Below are 19,413 nucleotides of genomic sequence, written 5' to 3'. Positions count from 1 at the left end.
GTGTGGGGCGCTGGTGGCCCCACACCGCCCCAGCCCGGCCCTGCGTTTCACCCCCGGCAAACGGGCCCCGGGGCCCTGTCGCCCCGGGGTGTGTCAGTCCTGGCGCACGTGCCCCGTATAGGTCAGCCACGCCCGGTACCGGGAGCGCACCGCCTCAGGGATAGCCACCACCCGGTAACGGCCCGCACCGCGCTGGTGCTCGACCACGTAGTGCTCCCCCTCCCACGCCGGGATCCGTCCCAACCACGAGGCGGCCTCAACCACCTCCTCGAACGCGACCTCATCGCGGCTGGTGCGCGGGAAGTAGGACACCTCCACACTGGTGTGCGGGCTGAGCGGCAACTGCGGGTGTTCTTCCAGAAAGGTCGCCAGGGTGCGCATGTCGGTGATGATCCGCTCGCGCAACTCGGGGCCGGCCGCATCGGTGAAGCACTCCCGCTCGGGCAGGAATGGGCCCGGCACGGTACGCACGATGTTCTCTGCGGGTTCGGTGTTGCTCATGCCGCCGCCCTTTCTTCCCGGGTGTGCCGCTCAGGAGCGGGGTTGGTGAAGATCAGTACGTCCTCGTACTGGATGACATGCACCGGCCACCCACCCTTGCGCAACCGTCGCGCCTCGATGAGTTGAAAGAACGAGGTACGGCAGACGACCTCACCGCCGCGCACCGCGCACAGCAGCGCCACACACCTATCCACCTGGACCAGCCCGGCCCACCGGCCGGCTTCGGCGATCTGTCCGGGGAAGTCCACGAGGTGGCCGTTCTTGCGGTAGGGGCGGGTGGTCACCACGACCACCCCACCCGGGGCGAGCAGGGTCCGGCAGGCCGCCATGATCCGGGTGAACGAGTCCGCGAGCTTGTCCGGGCGTTGGTAGGCGAGGTTGTCCGCCCGCCGATCCCGGTCCCGCGAGTACCGGTGCGCGTGCTTTTCCACCGCGCGAGCGCCGTCGCGGCGGGACTTGACCTAGCCGTGGGTCATCGACACATAGGGCGGTGAGGTCAACACCAGCGACACTCTTCCCGCCAACGAGACGGAGAACTACGCCACCGGCTGGACCCGGCCGGCGTGAACCTCCAACGCGATCACACCTTGGCCCTGCCCACGACCGAATCCTGCATCGCGCTGGGAGCCGACCCCGACGACACAGACGACACCGGCCGCGGACTGCTCACGGTCGACGACTGGACGACCGGGGAACCCGCCGCCTCCCTGCCCGTGGACTGGACTCCACGCGGAGACGAACAGCTGGTCACCCCGATCGAGTGGTCAGCCGAAACCACCTCGTTCCTCCGGCAGGCCCCCGGCGCCATCATCGCGCTGGATCCCGTGACCGGCCGGATCAACGCGTTCACCCCCTGATCTCGCTCTCACGTCCGGGCCCATCATCGGGTACGAGCTCAGTTCCTTTCGTTGCCTCGTTCCCTGAGGTCGGTATGGCGAGTCTCGGATTGAGAGATCCGCACCCCAACCCCAATCCGTGCAGGGACCTCACAACCAAGACGGACCGGTGACATCCTTGGCACGCTGCTGGCCCACAGGCTCAGCAAGCACTCCACGATGGACTGGGCGCAGGCAGCCGCGGTATTCCGCTCCGCGCTAGCGGTGCGCGCCGAGAGTGAGGATATGCTCCGGTTCTGTGCGGGGCACATCCCGGTGCGATTCAACCATCAGGAGTCGGTGTTGAAGGTCGGCGACCGGTTCGGCCGGTACCTGGCGGTCGCCGTGCCTGCGCCGCCCACCGCCCTGGGGGCGGGTGGGTGTCTCGGGCACCACCGGCTGGAACAGCTCCCACAGCCCGTCCGGCACCAAACGCTCAACCATCGACACCGGGCCAGGTTACCGGGAACCCACATGAGATGAGCTCTTACACCTGTGCGTATCCACCGTCGGCGAAGAACTCGGCGCCGTTGACGTAGCTCGCCGCGTCCGAGGCGAGGAACGTCGTCACCGCGGCGATTTCAGCGGGTTCGGCGAGGCGGCCCAGGGGGACGCCGGCTTCGGCCTGCTTGAGCACATCGGCCGGGATCAGCTCCAGCAGACCCGAAGTCCGGGTACCACCGGGCGATACGACGTTGACGCGAAACCCACGAGCACGCGAGCTGAGTGCCCAGCCTCGGGCGAGGCTGCGCACTGCGGCCTTCGACGCCGCATAGACCTCAAGCCCCTCATCGGGCCGCGTCGCGGCGGTCGAGCCCGTCAGGATCACCGAAGCCCCGGCGTTCAGGTGCGGCAGCGCCTGCTGGAAAGTGAAGATCGTTCCCGTCACGTTGGTGGCGAAGATGGAGTTGATCGCCTCTTGCGTCACCTCGCCGAGCGGGGTTGCGGTGCCGATGCCGGCGTTGGCGACCAGCACGTCAATGCGCCCGGCATGTTCACGCACGGCCTGGTAGAGGGCATCGAGTTCCAAAGGCACCGAAACGTCGCAGACCACGCCGGTCACGGCACTGTCGAGTTCGGCGACTGCGGCGTCCAGTGCATCCTTGCGGCGGCCGGTGATGAACACTTGGGCGCCTTCATCGCGAAACGCGCGTGCGGTGGCGAACCCGATGCCGGTGGAGCCTCCGGTGATCACTGCGACTTTGTCTGTCAAGACGGGCATGCCATCCTCCTCGAGAGTTATGGACCGATCAGGCAATAACTATCCTCGATATGGACCTATCAGTCAAGAACGGTCGGAGGGGTGAACCTCCCAGTCTGAGCCGAGTGCTCTGCGGCGGGGATCAGGGCCCTATGGGGGTGCGCGAAGAGGGGGTGCGCAGCGTGACGGCGCGCCTGGGTCCCGCAGGGTTCGCGGTTGGTCCACCTCCGCCGGCGGGTGGCTGCTACTGGGTGGGAGAAGGCAGGAGGCGCGCGAGTGCAGACTGGGCTGCCTCGGTGAGGGTGTCGACGTCCGTGCCGGTGCGCCCGAAGGCGATGAGGCCGAGTTGGGTGACGAGGGTCGTGCGGGCCATCTCGGCGGGGTTTACGTCGGGGGCGAGGTCGCCTTCGCGCTGAGCGCGCTCCAGCGCCTCGGTCAGGATCTCGGTGATGGCGTCGTAGCTGCGCCGGGCCTCGACGGCCACGTCCGGTGACCTGGTGGCGAGTTCGGCGTTGCTGTTGGCCAGCAGGCAGCCCCGCCGGGCAACCGCTCCGGTGGGGTCGGAGGCCGGACTGAGCACGAATTCCCGCACGAGGTCGATCGCTCGCGTCGCGGACTCAAGACGCTCGCGCAGCATCAGCAGGTTCGCGTTGTCGTAGTCGCGCAGCACCCGCAGGAACAGGCGGTGCTTGTCCCCGAACGCGCCATACAGGCTGCCCTTGCCAAGCCCGCTGACGCGCAGCAGGTCCTCCAGGGATGTGGCCGCGTAGCCCTTGTCCCAGAACTCATCACGAACGGAGCGCATCACACGGTCTTCGTCGAACTTGCGGGGCCGGGCCATGCCCCCATCGTATTAGATCTGTACTGTACGGGCCATAACAGGTTAGAGCTCATCTCAAAAGCCATCAGCATGCTTGGCCAGGTGCTTGTAGCTGTTTCGTGCCGGGTGTGATGGAGGCTCCATCACACCCGGCACGAAGCAGTGCGCTGCCCCGCCTCCCTCGTGGATGGGGAGGTGAGGGTGGCCCAGAACGGCTGCACCACCTGCGTACGGATATCGGCCTGACCGCCGGTGAGGCGTGTGTTCGCCCAGCGCAAGCCGACCGCCTCACCTCGGCGGGTCCCACCCACGAATGGATGAACGCGCTTCCGCAGCCTGGACGCCCCGAGTACGCCCGAGCCCTGGGCGTCGACGTCACCGGGTTCGAGCAGTGGGTCTGGGATCGCGCAGACGCCCTCGCATCCCGGACAGGCTGATTTCGTTCCCCTCTCAGATGAGCGTCCGACCCCGCCGTTCGTGTGACCCAAGCGCTGGGGAGGCTCGGAATCGGAGGTGGTTGGGGCAGACCCTCACTCAGCGTTCACGCTCGCGGAGTGAGAGTACGCCCCGACAGTCACGATGACGCGGGTCTCTGTGGCGGGGTGGTCGGGTGCTTGGCCGGATCGAACTGTTTGGTGGCGATCAGGATCACCACGAGCGCGAGCGGTACGATCCAGCCGCTCCAACCGAGGATCGTCGCTTGCGTTGTGTCGATGTTCTCACCCGCCATGGCGAAGAGGAGGAAGCTTGCGCCCGCCCCGTTGAACGCGGCGTGCGCGAGGGCGGCGGGCCACACTGATCCTGATCGAAGGCGCAGCCAACCGAAGACCGCGCCGACCAGGATGCACATGATGACCATCGCGGTCAGGCCGAGCCAGCCCGGAGCATCGGGGTAGTTGTACCCCAGCAGGATGAGTGGGGCGTGCCAAAGGCCCCAGATCACGCCGGAGATCAGCAGGGCCGGAAGAGTGCCGAGCGGCATCAGTTTGGGAAGCAGCCATCCACGCCACCCGAGTTCCTCGCCCAGCGCCGGGATGAGGTTGATGAACGCCGCCAGGGGGAGTGTGGCCAGCTGGAGGACGATGAGCAGGCCGATCGGGATCGGGGCTTCGGTCGCTCCCGAGGCACCCGTTTGCTCGTCGAGGGACTGTTGGAAGGCGGAGAAGTTCGCGAAGTCGGCCGGGTAGACCCCCAGCAGCGCGCCGACGGGTAGCGCCACAAGGACGAGCGCGATGGCAACGAAGATCCCCAGTGCGGCGTAGCCGAGCAGCCTTGGGGCTGGTCTGAGCGGCCATAGTCCCAGCGTCCACGCTTTGTGCCGCGGTCGTTCCCTGAAGAACACGACGATCAGGGCGGCGATCGTCGGTGTCATCATCGTGGCGGCGGCGATGGCGGGGAACCAAGGGCTGGTGAGTCCATCGCCGAGCCAGAGCGGGAGCGCCACGAGCCAGGCGAGCGCGAACGACATGATGGTGAACACGCTGATGGATCGCAGGTCGCGTCCGTTCATGCGAGGTTCGCCTCGGGTCTGGGCCGTCCTCGATCCGGCTGGAGATCTCGTGGTCACGGCTTCTGCCTTTCGAGAATGTGCAGACCGGCGATATTGCGATCGTCACGGAACGTGATCCTTGCGGTGTAGTCGCCCGCCTCGAACGAGATCGGCGTGTTCGTCACCGTCAAGTCATCGGCCCGAGCGACCTCCGGCTCTCCCTGCCCCTCGAACGCTCCCGACAGGCCGACGATCTGCGCCCAGGCTGCGGCGAGCGCGTCCTCGGACAGTCCGTCGCGCATGGCCGGATCGAACTGCTCGGTGACACGTGACCAGTGCCCGGAGGCGAGGTCTTCGATCACGGAAGCGGCCAGTTCTGCGGTGCCGGGGAGCGGTGTGGTGTTCATGGTTTTTCCTGTTCTGGGGTCGATCGGTTTGCCGTAGCGCTGAAACGCCGCTTGCCTGCTCACGCCGAGCGCGTCGCCGATCACTTGCCAGGTGGCGCCGTTCTGGCGTGCTTGCTGTACGACTGCGCGCACAACGTCCTCGACCGCCGTCTGCATGCTCACGGCGTGCCCGATGGGGGTGGCCCCATCGTTGGAGACGGTCAGGATGCGTGATGCGAGGAGGGCATCCGTGTGGGTTTTCAACGCCCGCAGCGCTTCCGTCAAATCCTCTTGCATGTGTAAAGCATAGCTTGACAAGTGGATCGCTTGTCAAGATATTGAGCGCAGCAGCGTGGCGTGATCGTCACCCAGAGTTCTCCTTCTGACTCGGAGGGGCGCGCCGCTGCATCTTCGATGACTTCGCCCCGCCACCGGCGCTCTGGTGTTGATCCTGTACGGAGGGCAGATCGGCGCGGTCCAGACCCGAGCGATCGACACGATCACCGTCTGTCGCTCCGACCGGCTCGTGCCGGTCGCCGGTGATGATCTGTGACCTGCCACCCTGCGCTACCGGCACCTCGTGCGCACCGAGCCCATGAACATGCCCGCCGCCGGGCAGGCCTTACGGGGCGTGGATCGGCCGGTCACCGGGGCATTCCATCGAGCACCGCTGGGGCGTTCGACTGGAGGGCACGTTCCGCAACCCGCCGATGGTGGCGCAGACGGCGCAGCGATGCGGGGAGGCCGGGCGCCAGGTGGAGGCCGTCGGGCCGGCGTCGCCAGCGCGCACGAGTCTGCTTTCCACGGTGGTCCGCTTTCTCGAGGCCCCGAGGCCGCCGCCCGCTGGGCGCCCGCACCGGACCACGATCTGACCTACCGCTTGGCCCCGGCCACGAGACCTTCGCGGTCAACGGCCCCTCGGGGTCGGCGCGGTGCCGGGTCTTCCCATCGGCGAGCCCGGAGTTCTCCACCGGTTCGCCAGGTTCCTTGGCCGGATCCGACGCGGTTGGCTTCCCGGCTTTTCTTGGCCGACTTTCTCCAGCCGATCAGGCTCCGCGACCACCAAAGATGCGAGAGGCAAGGGAAGAGTCAGAGCGGCAACGGCCGATACCGCTGTCGCACGGGCCCGGGGCGATGCGTGGATGATGCCGTTCAGTTGTGGGGGATGTGAGAACCCGAGAACGAAATCCACTCGCGGGAACAGTGCGGGGCTTGAGTCCTCACCTGTACCGCAGCACGATCACCTGCTAAATCCGATCTCTCCCCCGTGGACCCGGAAACCACCTTTGACCTGCGGTTCTTGACGCTGTCCGCATCTGGCCCTATCAGACCTCGCCTTCGGCGGCCCCGGACGCGCACCGGAACCCGAAGGAGACGACCGTGGCCCCTGACCTCAACCGGAACACACCCAGTCAGACGCTCCAAACGGAAGGTAGGAGACAAAACGGTCTCGATCGTTGACATGGGACAACGGTTGATCCGAACAGCCCGTCTCCGTTCGGGTCCCACACGGAACTCGGTACCGACGAGCCACTGCTGTGGGACGGCACTCCGCACACGTAGAAGGGTCGAAGTCCATGCCCCTGGCATCTCGCATCAAGAGCACCGGCGAACGTCTCCTGCCCGCGGCGACCCGGGAGCGCCTCGAGGCCGAACGCCAGGAGGCCGCCGCGCAGGCCGCCGAGGAGCGCCGTCTGGCCAAGATCGCCCGACGCCGCCGTGACCTGTGCGAGAGCGACCCCGAAGTGAACACCTTCGCCCTGGCAGGGGACGATTACCTGGGCCGCAAGGTGGAACGGTTCACCTCGGCCGGCGCCTCGGCCCACAACCTGCACCTGGTCACCGCGGCACTGGAGCACGCGGGCGTCGACTACTTCCTGGTGCGGGGCCGCTCGCCGTTGCGCCATGTGGTGGGGGTGCACCGCTCCGAGCGCAAACGGGTACTGGACGCCATGCGCGAGCTGTACGGCACCAGCCCGTTGTTCGCGATCAAGCCGGGCAAGGGTGGCATCGTCAGTGCCTTCTCGGCCTACGTGGACGGCGCCCTGGCCGAGGAGATCAAGTCGGGGCTGATCATCCGCTTCGCCGAGCCCCTGCTGTCCCCCGGCGGCACAGTGCTGGCCGGGTTCGAGTACGGATGCGATGTCCAGTTCTGGCGCGACGGGGCGACCCTGCTGGAGCGGGACAACGTCGAGGAACTCCTCGGACGCTTGCGTGTGCAGGCCCCGCCCCAGGTGTTGGCCGACTCACTGGTCGCACCCACGAAGAACAGGGTGACGGACGTGCTGCCCGCCGCCCAGCGCACACCCGCCACACTGACGGTGAACGGGCGAGAGCACCCCACGTTCGAACCCTTCACCTGGAAGCTGGCCGACGACGTCGACTTCCCCATCGATGTGGTCTACACCTGGGTGGACGGTGAGGACCCCGAGCACGCGGCCAAGCGGGCGCTCCACCAGCCGGGGTCGGGCTCGCTGCATCGCCATGCCACCAACGCGTCGCGCTTCACCAGCCGTGACGAACTACGGTACTCACTTCGGTCCCTGGAGGCCTACGCACCGTTCGTGCGCCACGTCTGGCTGGTCACCGACGACCAGGTGCCCGCCTGGTTGGACACCCGGGCCGAAGGGATCACCGTCGTCGATCACCGCGACATCCTGCCCGCCAGTGCTCTGCCCACCTTCAACTCCCACGCGATCGGGTCACGGCTGCACCACATCGCCGGCCTGGCCGATCACTACCTGTATCTGAACGACGATGTGTTCTTCATCCGTCCGGTGCGGGCCGGGCAGTTCTTCCACCCGAGCGGGATCGCCCAGGTGCCTTTCTCCCCCTTCCAGTTCGGTAGCGGGGAGCCGGTGGCCGGTGAGCCCGCGCCGAACTCGGCGGGCAAGAACGTGCGCGCCCTGCTGGAGCGGGACTTCGGGCGGGCCATCACGAACAAGTTCAAGCACGCTCCGCACCCGCAGATCCGCAAGGTCGCTCTGGAGCTGGAGGAGCGCTACCAACAGGACCTGGACCGCACCGCGCACAGCCGGTTCCGGTCCCTGAGCGACGTGGGCGTGGCCGCGACGCTGCACCACCACTACGCGCTGTTCACCGGGCGCGCGGTTCCGGGTGAGTACAGGATGCGGTACGTCAATATCGGGATCCCTGAGGCGGCCGAACGGCTCGAGGCGCTGGAGTCCACCGAGGAGGTGGACTTCCTGTGCCTGAACGACGTCGACACCCCGCCCGAAGCTCAGGAGGCGGTCTCCCGCATGGTGAGCGGGTTCCTGGAGTCCCGCTTCCCCTTCCCCTCCCGCTACGAGAAGACCACGTGAGGTGAATGCCCCGCACGACCATCGAAACACTTCGGTGGTCGTGTGCTTCGTTCACGATCGGTGAGGAGGGAACGCGCCTCCGATGCAGACCGGAGGGGCAGGACGCCTCTTCACCTCGCGGCACTGACGAGAGCTGAGGCAGGGGATCTTCGATACCTCGGTTCGGTGATCCCCGCGAAAGCGGGGTGCACCGGTCCGGGAAATCTCGATGCGTGGAGGGCCGGGTGATCCCCACTTCGCCATGGTCCACTCGGAGATCAGAACGAGGACCGGAGCGACCCTGTGGCCCTGTTCGGTTTCATGTTCTCAGAACCGGGGCGAAGCGCGATCGACCGCCCCCATCGTCCCTATCGGCTCCGTTCGTGCTCCCCGGTTGCGGATCGAGACGTCAGCAGGGGCACGCAGCAGCGCGAAACCAGCGAAGCTCTCATCCCATGGCCGCAGGTTCGCATCCTGCCAGGTGCGCCACAGAACCCCAGTTCATAGGGGTTGTTTCACCTGACCTGAAACCGCCCCCTCTACTGATAGGGCCAGGGTGGGACCAGCCCCTGCACACCTCAGTGCGCCCCATTGGTGAGTGCTGCCCACACCACGCAGCACCAGCCACGCGACCAGCTCCACCGCCAACCTCAATGTCCCCGCCCCGTACGGCAGATCATGTGAACGCATCGGCGGCAACCCACTCTCGGTATCGAGTTCGCGGAACAGGCAGCACAGACGATCAGGAGCCATCGAGCCACCCCATAAAGCCGTGAACAGGGAAACCTGACCGAAGCACCCCCTTTTTCTCTTTCTCGGAAGGGGCGGATTCCTGCCACGGCAGGGATGGCGAATAATCTTGCGGAACTTCTGTTGAATTCAGATAGGTCAACTCGGACGAAACGGTTCCACGCGACCATGGAACGCGAACGGGAACTGCAAACGTGCAACGACGACCATGCGGCGATGCTGTTTGTCGACGATGTCCATGACAGCCTTCAGGAATCCGCCGGCCATAGATGATCCACCTAACATGAACAGAATCATCGCATCTGACTCAGGAAGTAGCAAAGCCACTCAAGGGCCAGTAAGAAAAAAATGAAGCCGCCCAGATGATCGGGATGGACAATAAGTTCAAATGGAGAGAGAATTTTCTTTCACTCCCACTACCGCCTCGCCCGGAATTCCAATGCTCGCGATGCTCATTGATTCTTTTAGCAGCACGAGAAGCACTCGGGCTCCCAAGAATGGAAGAAATCACAGAACCCTCGAACGCGGAAATGTTGAACATCTCCCCATTTTCGAGCTCGACCAGGAGAGCTCCACCACCCACCCAAGCCCGTACGACCCGGGACATCGGAACCACAGTCTTCGTCAGATAGCCTCGAGAAACAAGATACTCCCCTTCGATCGAAACATTTCTCCAGAAGACGACTTTCAACTCAAACCAAAGAGCCAGAGCGAATATATTCGACATCACAAGGACTCCCGGCAACCCGAAGCCCTCGCCAATCACCGCCAGCGCAAATAGAATCCACAGGGAGAAAACAAGAAATGCCCCGAGAAAGAGAATTCCCTTGCTCCGAAAAACTTCTACACCATCAGACACAAATAATTCCTTAGGAATGAATTGCCGAACGGAACGAGTTCGAACGTGAATCCGCCGGCGACATGAATGTCATCATCTGCTGATGAATCCCCAGTCCAGCAGGCCTGAATCTTTCAGCCAGTCGACCATTTGACCGCGCAATCCATGCTTATCTTTGCAACCAGGACAGCCCCTCGGAATGCCAAAAAATCCAGTGGAAACTAGCACACAAGCACCAAAACCAACCTAACCAGCAACCCGTGAAGCAGTCCTCCAGTTTTCCTTGGGCCAATCCCATGAACGCGAAGAAGAATCGGCAACATGATTCCAAGAAGTCTCCCCAAACCGCTGTTCTTCCGGTGACAGCGGTATCGACCAACGGGGGATAGGGAAGGACAGCGGGATTCTGAAAGATACGCCGACCACTACTCCAGCCCGACTCCGCATTGTAGTGGCTTTAGTAGTTGGTTCCGGTTCCGGCGCAGGTGTGGTGACGTTGAGCGCACGACCTTTCACTATTGGGGGTTCGGACGGTGGCTCCAGGTTACAACCTGGCTCTTCTTACCTTTCCTATGGGTGACGCTAGCGTTTTCGACCGACTTCCATGCAGATCCCATCCGCGTGGATGCGGCACGACGACCCGAAACCATTCCAGTCAGTGGCGGGGCTTTTGCCGACGCAGGCGTTGCCGTTCATCGTCTGGGCGTCGACCAGGTCCATCAAGGGGTCGACGGAAACGAACCTCGGCCTGATCAAGCTTCATAGGCGGGTGCGACGCTCACCGAGCGCATCGCACACGCCCTCGGGGTGCCTCCTAGCATGGCCGCAAACCGCGCTCCCTCACAGTCCACCCCCGCGTTCTCCGCGACCTGAGCGATCAGCGAGCTGCGCTGGTGGTCGGCACCCCTGTCACGCCTTCTCGATCAGTGTCGTTAGCGACCCCGCTCGGCCGAAGGTAGGGCCCAGCAGTGTGAAGCCCGCAGAGCCTGGCTGCGGGTCGCGACCAGGCGCTCGGCCGGGCCCCATGGTGCTCCTCCTCTCCGAGCGCCATGGGGCCGCCGGTACGTGTGTGCTCAGCAGGCGACCTTGGCCCGACACGAATTGCGGTTCGGGCGCTGACGTGGCCGGGACAGCTGCCGAGCGGAGGCTTTCCTTAGAGAGTCGCGTCGTCCGGGCGGGGACGGTCGTGGCAGTCCGTGTCCCCCGGGACCTGGCCGTCGAGAAGGTACGACTCCACCGCGTCGGCGACACACGGGTGTCGGACGTCTTCTTCGTCGCCGAGGAACTGGGGGTTGTAGTAGATGTGTGCACCGTCATCGACCACGGTCACCAGAGGGCTGTCGAGCCTCTCGGCCATGGCCTTGCCGCCTTCGTAGTGGGTGCTGGAGTCGAATTCACCGGCGATGACGAGTGCCGGGGTCTCCCACTCGCGGGTCAGATCGACCAGGGGCTCGGTCGGCTGTTGTTCGGAGTAGAGGCACACCCCGGGTCCGGCCGTGCCCGCGCCGGTGCCGAAGGGGTTGGCGTCCCTGAGTTCGCGCATGTCCGACCGGTACCGGTCCGGATCTGTGGGCCACTCCGCTTCGCACAGCAGCGCTTCGGCCAGGTGGGGCGGCCCCGTCAGCCGCTCCAGCTGTTCCTCGGCTTCCTCCGGATCCTCGGGCGGCTCCGGGGTCTGCGGGGACTCGGGAGATTCGGGGGCCTCCGGAAGTGGTGTCTCCTCGACCAGGCCCTTCAACAGCCGGGCCGACTCGTCCCAGGTTCCCTGGTCCTGGGCCGACGCGCTCACCAGGTTCCGAAAGTACTGCTCGTCGTAGGTCATACCGTCTTCGCCTTCGCGCGGCTCGTCACGCAGTCGTTCCGCGGTCTGCTCGAACGCGCTCAGTACCTGCTCGTGTGTGCCCCCGAGTCCGAACACCTCGTCGCGCGCGGCCAGCCAGTCGGCGTAGCGGCCCACGTTGGCCGCGTCTCCCACGGACTGGCTCAGGAGGTTCTCGCGCCACACCCCGTCGGGGTCGACGGCCGAGTCGAGCACGGCACGATCGAGCCGTTCGGGAAAGAGACTCCCGTAGACCGCGCCCAGATACGTCCCGTAGGAGGCACCGAGGTAGTCGATCCGCTCCTCGCCCAGCACCGCGCGGACGACGTCCATGTCCCGGGCGGTGTTGGCGGTGGTGAAATGGGGCCGCAGGTCACCGTCGGCCTCATCGCACGCCTCGGCGTACTCCCGCTGCTGGTCGAAGATCCGCTCGATCTCCTCGTCGCCGGGGTGCCGAGCCAGATTGGGCGGGTCCTGCCCGCAGTCGAGCCAGGTGGAGGCGCCCAGACCACGTGGGTCCATCCCGATGACGTCGTAGGCCTGTCCCACCGGAGTGGAGCCGATGTCGCTCGCGAACTTGCGTGCGGGGACACCGGGGCCGCCCGGGTTGGTGAACAGGACGCCCTGGTGTTCTCCCTCATCGACCTCGGCGGGCTTGCGGCTCACCCCCACGTGGATCCGTTCGCCCTCAGGGTCGCCGTAGTCGAGCGGGACCTCCACCGTCGCGCAGTCGAGACCTTCGAGATAGAAGTCCTCGCACTCTCGCCAGTCCACGTCCTGGTCGTGGAAGGCGGCCGGCGCCCGGTCGTCAGCGGATTTCTGTCCGTCCGTGGAAGCGGCCGGCAGAGCGCCGGTCAGAGAGAGTGCGAGGCCGGCCGTGACCGCGGTCGCACCCGCGCTTGTCCATTTGCTCGCTGTACCCACTGCGACTCCTTGCCTGTTCGGGCCCGCCGATCCTGTGTCGGTCTTCTGGGGCCGGGTCGGGGCGTGGAAGGCAATGTAGTGAGCGGGACCCCACTGACGGTTCCACCGAATGGCTGAATCCGGGCGTCGCGATGGTCGGTGCCATGAGCGGGCTGGGACGTGGCGGATTCGACGAAGTCGGTGTGGGGCCTCCCTCTTTCGGCCGAGTCTCGAAATCGCTGCGCGGTGTTCACACGCCCGGCATGGTCGCTCTTCGCAGGCCCTTCGTCCTCTGGCGATCCTTGATGGAGAGTCCGATCATCGATGCCGTGCTCCGCCCCACATGAGGCGGAGCCCGCCGAAGAGCAGTCGTGGCAGTAGGTGGTGTGTTGCCGGTGCAGGAGGCAACGCAGGGTCTCACGACCGATGCTCGAGCCGACATGACGTCTCATCTGACAGTCGCGGGTGCTCATCCCACTGGGTACGCCAAAAGAGCAGTTCAGAGAGAGCGTGAGGAGGAGCGGTGTGCGCCTACCGGTGTCTTCTTTAGTTCTCGACCAGGAATGAAGAGTCTGCCGGAGGGGTCGCATCGATCGATGTGGACCCTGCGAGGTTCACCTCATGGGCGCGGCTGGACCCGGACCCGGATACACGGCGAGCGTTCTCTCGGATCTTCGCGCTCACCGCCGGCGGAAACTCGATGGAGTCGAAGAAGCAGCCGACACATCCTCAGATCACACCCGCGCAGAACCGAACCCACTCTCCGGCTGCCGTGAACGCCGAGCGGTGGGGCGCCTCTGGCGTGGGTGCGATCGGTTCTCGCCATGCCTGCTCACGAGCCTGCGCAGGTACATCCCCGATCGGGCGGATGAGCGCCAACGCGGTGCTGGACGCGAGGTCGTGCGGGGCGACCGGGCCCGTCGCGCAGGGCACCCCTTCCCACGCAGGGCTGTGCGGCTCGGCACGCGAAGCGACGACGGCCGTGGGGCGGGAAGCAGCCCCGCACGCACCTGCGGGCCCCTGATCATGGCATCTCCCATCCATCGAATTCATGTTTGACGTATTGGATGCAGTCTCTATAACCTCAACTCATGATGGCGCGGCCCCGATGATGCGAGGACCGCGCGACGGCCCCTGCACAGCGAAGGAACGCGAACGAGCATGACGACGGATCAGACCTTCGAGTCGGAGGAACAGCGGGCCGCGGGCGCGCTCGCCGCCGAGATGACCGGGATGTTGGCGGGGTTCACCACCTCCCAGGCGCTCTATGCGGTGGCCAAGTTCGATATCGCCACGGCTCTGCTCGACGGGCCCCGCACGGTGGCCGAGCTCGCCGCCGGGGCGGAGGTGCGCGAGGACCCGTTGCGCCGGTTGCTGCACACGGTCACCGGCGTGGGGGCTGTGAGGCATGAGGACGGCGACCGGTTCGCGCTCACCCCGCTGGGGCGGACGCTCGCCTCCGGGACGCCGGAGTCCGTGCGGGGTACCGCCCTGTTCTGGATGGAGACCCACTACGAACCGCTCGGCGCGCTGACCGATGTCCTGCGCACCGGCCGTTCAGGGTACGAGTTGCGGCAGGGGAAGGGGTTCGTCGAGTACATCCGGGAGCACCCCGAGCACATCCCGAGCCTGACCGCGGCGATGTCGGAACTCACCGCGGGCCCGCGCCAGGCCCTGCTGTCCGACTACCGACTCCCGGCGGGGGACGTGGTCGCCGACATCGGTGGAGCCGATGGCTCGGTCCTCGCCACGCTCCTGGCCGACGAGCCCGACCGGCGTGGGATCGTGCTCGACCTGCCCGGTGTCGCCCCCGCGGCCGAGCGACGGATGCGGGAGGTCGGACTGGCCGACCGGGTGAGTGTGATCGGCGGTGACTTCTTCGAGGAGATCCCGACGGCGGACGTCTACCTGCTCTCGACGGTGCTCCATGACTGGGACGACGCCGACTGTGGGCGACTGCTCGACCGGATCGCGCAGGCCGCGGCGCCGAACGCCCGGCTCGTGGTGATCGAGACGTTCCTGCCCGAAGGCGACGCACCGCATCCGGGCAAGCTGAGCGACCTGATCATGATGGCGGTGGCGGGTGGAAGGGAACGCACGGTGGCGGAGTTCACGGCGCTTCTCGGCGCCGCCGACTTCACGGTCGACGCCTGCCTCCCGGCCCCCGCGGGTGGCTACTGCGTGATCGAGGCGACGCTCGAGCCGGCCTGATCCGGCCCCTCCTCGGGTTCGGTGCGCCCGAATCCGAGGGATCACTGCATCGCCCATCCCAGCCGTTCGCGGCCCGGGGTCGCACGCTGCGGCGGAGGGCGGCGCGACCGCACACGCCGGCTTCGCGCCCGAAGACGATACGGCTCCCGGGACCGTCGACCCCACGCGCGTCGGCGCGGGTCGGTCGCGTGCGCGGGAGGCGTCCGTGCGGGCGCGACGTCGGCACCACGTGCGACCTCACGATGGTCCGGCCGGAGCGGGGCCGGCCGGACTGTGTTCCACCGGATCATCTCCCCGGAGATGGTCCACCCCACCTCGCATCCCCCTCTGTCACCTCATGGAGAAAGGCCGTCGTCATGGCGAGCTTCGAACGACTCACCCCCGACAACAGCGCGATCGTGCTGGTCGACTACGTGATGGGGTTCGTCAACCTCTTCCGATCGCACACCATGCAGGACCACCTCAACGCCTCCCTGGGGCTGGCGAAGACCGCCCAGGCGTTCAACGTGCCCTTGGTGGTCACCGGCGGGAAGGACACCGACCACTCCGGACCGATGTACCCCGAGCTGCGGGCCGTGCTCGGCGACCACCCCGTCATCGAGCGTCGGGGGCAGTTCGACGCGTTCGAGGATGAGGAGTTCCGTGACGCGGTCGCCGCGACGGGTGTCACGAAGCTGGTCCTCGCCGGCCTGATGACCGAGGGCTGCGTGCTGCACACCGCGATGGGCGCGCTGCGCCACGGTTACGAGCCCTACGTCGTCACCGACGCGACAGCGGGCGAGACCGCCGAGGGACACGCGATGGCGCTGCAACGACTGTTCCAGGTCGGTGTGGCTCCGACGACGTGGTTGTCGCTGGCCACCGAGTACCAGGTGAGCTGGGAGCGCACCGAGACCGTCGAGGCCTACACGAACCTCATCCTCGACCATTCGCCGCAGCTCGGGATGGGCTTCAAGTCCATGGCGGCGCAGGCGGCTCCGCAGCAGAGGCCGACGGCGGCCTGACGGATCGCGGGGAGGGCGAGCCGACCCATCTCAGGGCCGTCCGGGCCCGTGGGCACGCTCGCCGTCCCCGTACCGGGGCCCGCATCCTGGGTTCACCGGCTCCGCGGGTACGAAAACCGATGGAAAAGGTGTGTTCGCACTGGTCACCGATACGGGCCACATCCTACGATGACCGTCTTTTCTTCGACGTACAACTATGCCGCGCATATCGGTTGATCCGGGGTACGGCGAGAAGCAGGACAGAGCCATGGATGCACTTCTGGACCACAACCACCATCCACCACTGCAACCTCGAACCACCCATCTGTGCTGTTCGATCGCGATATCAAGCTATTTGCGATGACCTTCACACGATCATCCGCGGAAATCCCTACAAGCACCATCTCACCTGCAATAAGGTGATCTCTTATTATATACCTCTATAGGCTGCCTTGATTTTCATCGATGGCCGCTATCGGCCATTGATAAATATTGCGAGCACGACATCCGGACCATAGCCTGACGGCCGCCCCTCAGTCCCCCCTGTGAGCGGATCTCTCTTGTGTTGCGCGGCATTCATGACTCCGATCACGGCGCTTCCCTCGTGGAATACGCCGCGGTCATCGTGCTGGTGACCGCGATCTCATCCGCCTCCTTCCTGACAGGCCTGCCACGAGCCATCAGTGATGGACTGGGGGGCGCGGTCGGCCATGTGTTCGGAGCCGCCGACTCGGTTACGGCTGATGCTCCCGGGTCGCGTCCCGGCCCGGTAGGCACCGAGCACCCGCACCTCACTGAAGACACCCCCGGCGAATCAGTCCCAGGAGGGGAGTCTGCGCCCCTGCCTTTCGCGAGCGATGTCGATGCCCACGAAGCGCAGCCGCTCTTCTATCAGCCGGAATCGGGCAATGGGGTGACACCGACACACGATTCCTACCATGCCGTGGTCCAGGCGGTCGGTGATGACGGCATCAATCCTCGGAATGAGGGTGGATACGAGACGGAATTATCTGAGAACGGGACCGCCGGTAGCGGCCCGGACGAGGCTTTTGATGATGCGGGCCTGGGTCCACTTTTCGAGGGATCCTCGACAGGGGAGCAAATACACCCGCCCGAGTGGACCGCACCCCATGCTCACAACGAACACGGCTCCGTGGACACCACGAAGGAACACGAAAGCACCCACAACACCTGGACGTGGATCGCAACAATGGCCGGCCTGTCCGGCCGGGGGAATGCCTCCCAGAACATGAGGCACTTCCTTCAGAACAGCGGAGAACCACTCGAACAGAACGTGGACGATATGCTGAATTCCGTCCATAGATTCAGCTCTGCCGCCGAGACGGAACAACAGGAAATGATACACCTGGCTATCGAAAGGGCCGATGCAGAAGGCGGGAGCGGCCCCTACACTTTCCCCATCAGGACTGATTGGACATTGCATCGAGGAAACCAAGAGGAAGACGGGGATGACTGGTACTTCGCCTCGGGCAGCTGGAGCTACAGTCAGACCGGAGAGATCACCGTTGGCCGCGCGGATGACGGGGGCTGGTCATACGAAATGGAGACCCAGGTCCACATGAGAGATCAGTACGACTGGCATGGAGCCGACGACGAGAACCTGGGAGTCACGATCCCTTTCATCGGCGACGTGGACGACGAGGAACTCGCGGAGCTCGCACGAGCGGGTCTGGCCCAGGAGTACACCATGTACGGGGCCTCCGCCCCGGTCGTTCGCACCGGGTCCCACGATTCCGGTGAGGGACTGGACGAGGAGTCCGCGAGCGGGCCGGGGACCAGGTGAATGCCACGATGACAGCACGAGGCGTCACCTCTGTGCTGGCCGCTCTGTTCATGGTGCTCCCGGTCGGCTGCTCCAGGGACGAAGGCGTCTCTGAACCCACCACGGAGCCCACCGCGGATGCGACCGCGGCGGCCGATCCGGGTGACTTCGAGGCACTCTCCGGGGCCGAGATTCCCGACTCCGCCGAGTCCGTCGACATCTTCTCCGTCGGCGACGCCGACACGTTTCCTACCTATGTCGCCACTTTCACCCTGCCCGACGAGGAGGAGGCGGCGGCTTTCTGCGCCAGCGGAGACATCGGCAACTACCGTGCCGTATCGGCCGGTGCCTTGACGGAGGAAGAACACGAGCGGCACTTCATCGGTGATGCGGAACTGATCGACCCCATCAGATGCACGTCGGTGAAGCAAGGCGAGAATGTCGACCGCAGCGCTGTTTTCAGCTTTCCCGAAGGAGAACGGGTTTCTGTGTGGGCAGTGACGGAGGAGATCGGATGGTAGGTGCGGTCGACGATCCTGGCCCGGCGTTCGCGTCGCGAGCCGTCGCGGCTTCGCGCCCGCCCATAGGCGCCATCGCGCTCCTGCTGGTCGCGCTGACCGGGTGCACTTCCAGCGACGCGCCCTCACCGGACACCACCGCCGACTTCCCCGCGATCTCCGGGAAGGTCGGAGAAACACCGGTGGTGGAGTTCACCGAGGGGGCCGACGCCGAACAGGTGGAAAGTCTGGTCATCACCAACGGATCCGGAGACACGGTCACCCGACACGACTTGGTGGCCTCGCACCAGGTGATCTATGAATGGGGACCCGATGGGTCCGCCCGCGAAGCCTACACCAGCCACGATGCCGCTCCCCTGCTCATCTCCGTTTCCGCCCTGACGGAAATAGCCCCCGAGATAGCCGAGGCCTTCGCGGGCGTAGAGGTGGGGACGCGCCTGGCCATGGTCTTCCCGGATTCCTCTTCTCCTCTTTCCCCCGGCACGGAAACCGAAGGGAAAAACGACAACGAAGACACATCCACGCTGTTCATTCTCGACATTCTGGACCGGTACGAAGCCAGGTCGACCGTCGATCAGAAGGAGAACGAGACCGTCTTCGATGGGGCCGGTGAACTGCCGGACGTTCGTGCCTCGCGTGGGCGACCACCTCAGGTGTCCATCCCGGACACCGCTCCCCCCGACGAACCGACCACGACCTTCATGATCGAGGGGGACGGGGAAACCGCCACGGCCGGTTCGACCATCGTCACCCAGTTCCAGGCACTGACATGGGCCGACGCGACAGAGTTCGACTCCACGTGGGAGTACGGGGCGGTACCCAAGGACTTCGTGCTGGAACCCTCCTCGGTGATCGAAGGTTGGCTCAACGGTCTAGAGGGAGCACGCGCGGGCAGCCGCGTCATGCTGACCGTCCCGCCGGAGTCCGGGTACGGATCCCGAGGGAACGCGGCAGTGGACGTGGGCCCTGATGAGACCCTGGTGTACGTCATCGACATCCTCGACGTCATCGCCACCACCTGATACCCGGATTGC

At 65.6% G+C, this 19,413-nt stretch carries 16 protein-coding genes and 1 pseudogene; 8 read left to right on the top strand and 9 right to left on the bottom strand.

The window, feature by feature from the left end; genetic code table 11:
* Positions 1-93: 93 nt before the first annotated feature.
* Both DSY14_RS05725 and DSY14_RS05720 read right to left on the bottom strand, forming a co-directional pair.
* Positions 94-501 (bottom strand): hypothetical protein, encoded by a 408-nt coding sequence (locus tag DSY14_RS05725; RefSeq protein ID WP_211715393.1) that lies wholly within the window; start codon positions 499-501, stop codon positions 94-96.
* Positions 498-932: a DUF3052 domain-containing protein gene (locus DSY14_RS05720; protein WP_249187372.1), complete on the bottom strand. Its 435-nt coding sequence runs from the start codon at positions 930-932 to the stop codon at positions 498-500. The genes DSY14_RS05725 and DSY14_RS05720 overlap by 4 nt, the downstream gene beginning before the upstream one ends.
* Positions 933-1,064: 132 nt before the next feature.
* Here DSY14_RS05720 and DSY14_RS05715 point away from each other — a divergent pair, with 132 nt between their 5' ends.
* The gene (locus DSY14_RS05715) at positions 1,065-1,358 is read left to right on the top strand and encodes a hypothetical protein (protein ID WP_211715392.1); all 294 of its coding nucleotides are present in this window, start codon (positions 1,065-1,067) and stop codon (positions 1,356-1,358) included.
* A gap of 342 nt (positions 1,359-1,700) precedes the next feature.
* On the opposite strand, the pseudogene DSY14_RS05710 reads toward DSY14_RS05715, so the two are convergent.
* The 5 genes and pseudogenes from DSY14_RS05710 to DSY14_RS05690 form a co-directional block, all read right to left on the bottom strand.
* Positions 1,701-1,826, bottom strand: a pseudogene (locus DSY14_RS05710) (IS5/IS1182 family transposase); the annotation flags it as partial.
* Positions 1,827-1,863: 37 nt separating this feature from the next.
* Complete coding sequence (locus DSY14_RS05705) at positions 1,864-2,598, bottom strand: SDR family NAD(P)-dependent oxidoreductase (RefSeq protein WP_211715391.1); 735 nt, start codon at positions 2,596-2,598, stop codon at positions 1,864-1,866.
* Positions 2,599-2,821: 223 nt separating this feature from the next.
* Complete coding sequence (locus DSY14_RS05700; RefSeq protein WP_249187371.1) at positions 2,822-3,418, bottom strand: TetR/AcrR family transcriptional regulator; 597 nt, start codon at positions 3,416-3,418, stop codon at positions 2,822-2,824.
* Between the two features lie 553 nt (positions 3,419-3,971).
* Entirely contained in the window at positions 3,972-4,907 is a 936-nt protein-coding gene (locus DSY14_RS05695) for a CPBP family intramembrane glutamic endopeptidase (RefSeq protein WP_211715390.1), read from the bottom strand.
* A gap of 53 nt (positions 4,908-4,960) precedes the next feature.
* Entirely contained in the window at positions 4,961-5,569 is a 609-nt protein-coding gene (locus DSY14_RS05690; protein WP_211715389.1) for a DUF3887 domain-containing protein, read from the bottom strand.
* Between the two features lie 338 nt (positions 5,570-5,907).
* On the opposite strand from DSY14_RS05690, the gene DSY14_RS29565 reads away from it, so the two are divergent.
* Together DSY14_RS29565 and DSY14_RS05680 are read left to right on the top strand one after the other, a co-directional pair.
* Positions 5,908-6,144, top strand: a complete 237-nt coding sequence (locus tag DSY14_RS29565) for a zeta toxin family protein (RefSeq protein ID WP_211715401.1) — start codon at positions 5,908-5,910, stop codon at positions 6,142-6,144.
* 705 nt (positions 6,145-6,849) lie between these two features.
* Positions 6,850-8,595, top strand: coding sequence for a stealth family protein (locus DSY14_RS05680; RefSeq protein ID WP_211715388.1), 1,746 nt, complete (start codon positions 6,850-6,852; stop codon positions 8,593-8,595).
* 1,036 nt (positions 8,596-9,631) lie between these two features.
* Here DSY14_RS05680 and DSY14_RS05675 read toward each other — a convergent pair.
* Positions 9,632-10,183 carry a hypothetical protein gene (locus tag DSY14_RS05675; protein ID WP_211715387.1) on the bottom strand — a complete coding sequence of 184 codons (552 nt, stop codon included), beginning with the start codon at positions 10,181-10,183 and terminating at the stop codon, positions 9,632-9,634.
* A gap of 1,132 nt (positions 10,184-11,315) precedes the next feature.
* Positions 11,316-12,755 carry an alpha/beta fold hydrolase gene (locus tag DSY14_RS05670; protein WP_211715386.1) on the bottom strand — a complete coding sequence of 480 codons (1,440 nt, stop codon included), beginning with the start codon at positions 12,753-12,755 and terminating at the stop codon, positions 11,316-11,318.
* 1,290 nt (positions 12,756-14,045) lie between these two features.
* Here DSY14_RS05670 and DSY14_RS05665 point away from each other — a divergent pair.
* The 5 genes from DSY14_RS05665 to DSY14_RS05645 all read left to right on the top strand — a co-directional run bounded on the left by DSY14_RS05665 (position 14,046) and on the right by DSY14_RS05645 (position 19,401).
* Positions 14,046-15,095 carry a methyltransferase gene (locus DSY14_RS05665; RefSeq protein ID WP_211715385.1) on the top strand — a complete coding sequence of 350 codons (1,050 nt, stop codon included), beginning with the start codon at positions 14,046-14,048 and terminating at the stop codon, positions 15,093-15,095.
* 356 nt (positions 15,096-15,451) lie between these two features.
* On the top strand, positions 15,452-16,099 hold the full coding sequence (locus DSY14_RS05660) for an isochorismatase family protein (protein WP_211715384.1): 648 nt from the start codon (positions 15,452-15,454) through the stop codon (positions 16,097-16,099).
* Positions 16,100-16,682: 583 nt separating this feature from the next.
* Positions 16,683-17,882 carry a hypothetical protein gene (locus DSY14_RS05655; protein WP_211715383.1) on the top strand — a complete coding sequence of 400 codons (1,200 nt, stop codon included), beginning with the start codon at positions 16,683-16,685 and terminating at the stop codon, positions 17,880-17,882.
* Positions 17,879-18,382, top strand: a complete 504-nt coding sequence (locus DSY14_RS05650; RefSeq protein WP_211715382.1) for a hypothetical protein — start codon at positions 17,879-17,881, stop codon at positions 18,380-18,382. Before DSY14_RS05655 ends, DSY14_RS05650 begins: the two co-directional genes overlap by 4 nt.
* Positions 18,352-19,401 carry an FKBP-type peptidyl-prolyl cis-trans isomerase gene (locus tag DSY14_RS05645; protein WP_307851134.1) on the top strand — a complete coding sequence of 350 codons (1,050 nt, stop codon included), beginning with the start codon at positions 18,352-18,354 and terminating at the stop codon, positions 19,399-19,401. Before DSY14_RS05650 ends, DSY14_RS05645 begins: the two co-directional genes overlap by 31 nt.
* The last annotated feature ends 12 nt before the right edge of the window (positions 19,402-19,413 follow it).

Source organism: Nocardiopsis sp. MG754419, assembly GCF_018207095.1.
Taxonomy (GTDB): Bacteria; Actinomycetota; Actinomycetes; order Streptosporangiales; family Streptosporangiaceae; genus Nocardiopsis.
Note: the sequence above shows the minus strand (reverse complement) of the source record. Positions and strands in the feature narration are given on the sequence as shown.

Coding starts and splice junctions, on each gene's coding strand:
- DSY14_RS05665 (WP_211715385.1), top strand. CDS start 14,046: ATGACGACGGATCAGACCTTCGAGTCGGAGGAACAGCGGGCCGCGGGC.
- DSY14_RS05725 (WP_211715393.1), bottom strand. CDS start 501: ATGAGCAACACCGAACCCGCAGAGAACATCGTGCGTACCGTGCCGGGC.
- DSY14_RS05680 (WP_211715388.1), top strand. CDS start 6,850: ATGCCCCTGGCATCTCGCATCAAGAGCACCGGCGAACGTCTCCTGCCC.
- DSY14_RS05705 (WP_211715391.1), bottom strand. CDS start 2,598: ATGCCCGTCTTGACAGACAAAGTCGCAGTGATCACCGGAGGCTCCACC.
- DSY14_RS05700 (WP_249187371.1), bottom strand. CDS start 3,418: ATGGCCCGGCCCCGCAAGTTCGACGAAGACCGTGTGATGCGCTCCGTT.
- DSY14_RS05690 (WP_211715389.1), bottom strand. CDS start 5,569: ATGCAAGAGGATTTGACGGAAGCGCTGCGGGCGTTGAAAACCCACACG.
- DSY14_RS05695 (WP_211715390.1), bottom strand. CDS start 4,907: ATGAACGGACGCGACCTGCGATCCATCAGCGTGTTCACCATCATGTCG.
- DSY14_RS05660 (WP_211715384.1), top strand. CDS start 15,452: ATGGCGAGCTTCGAACGACTCACCCCCGACAACAGCGCGATCGTGCTG.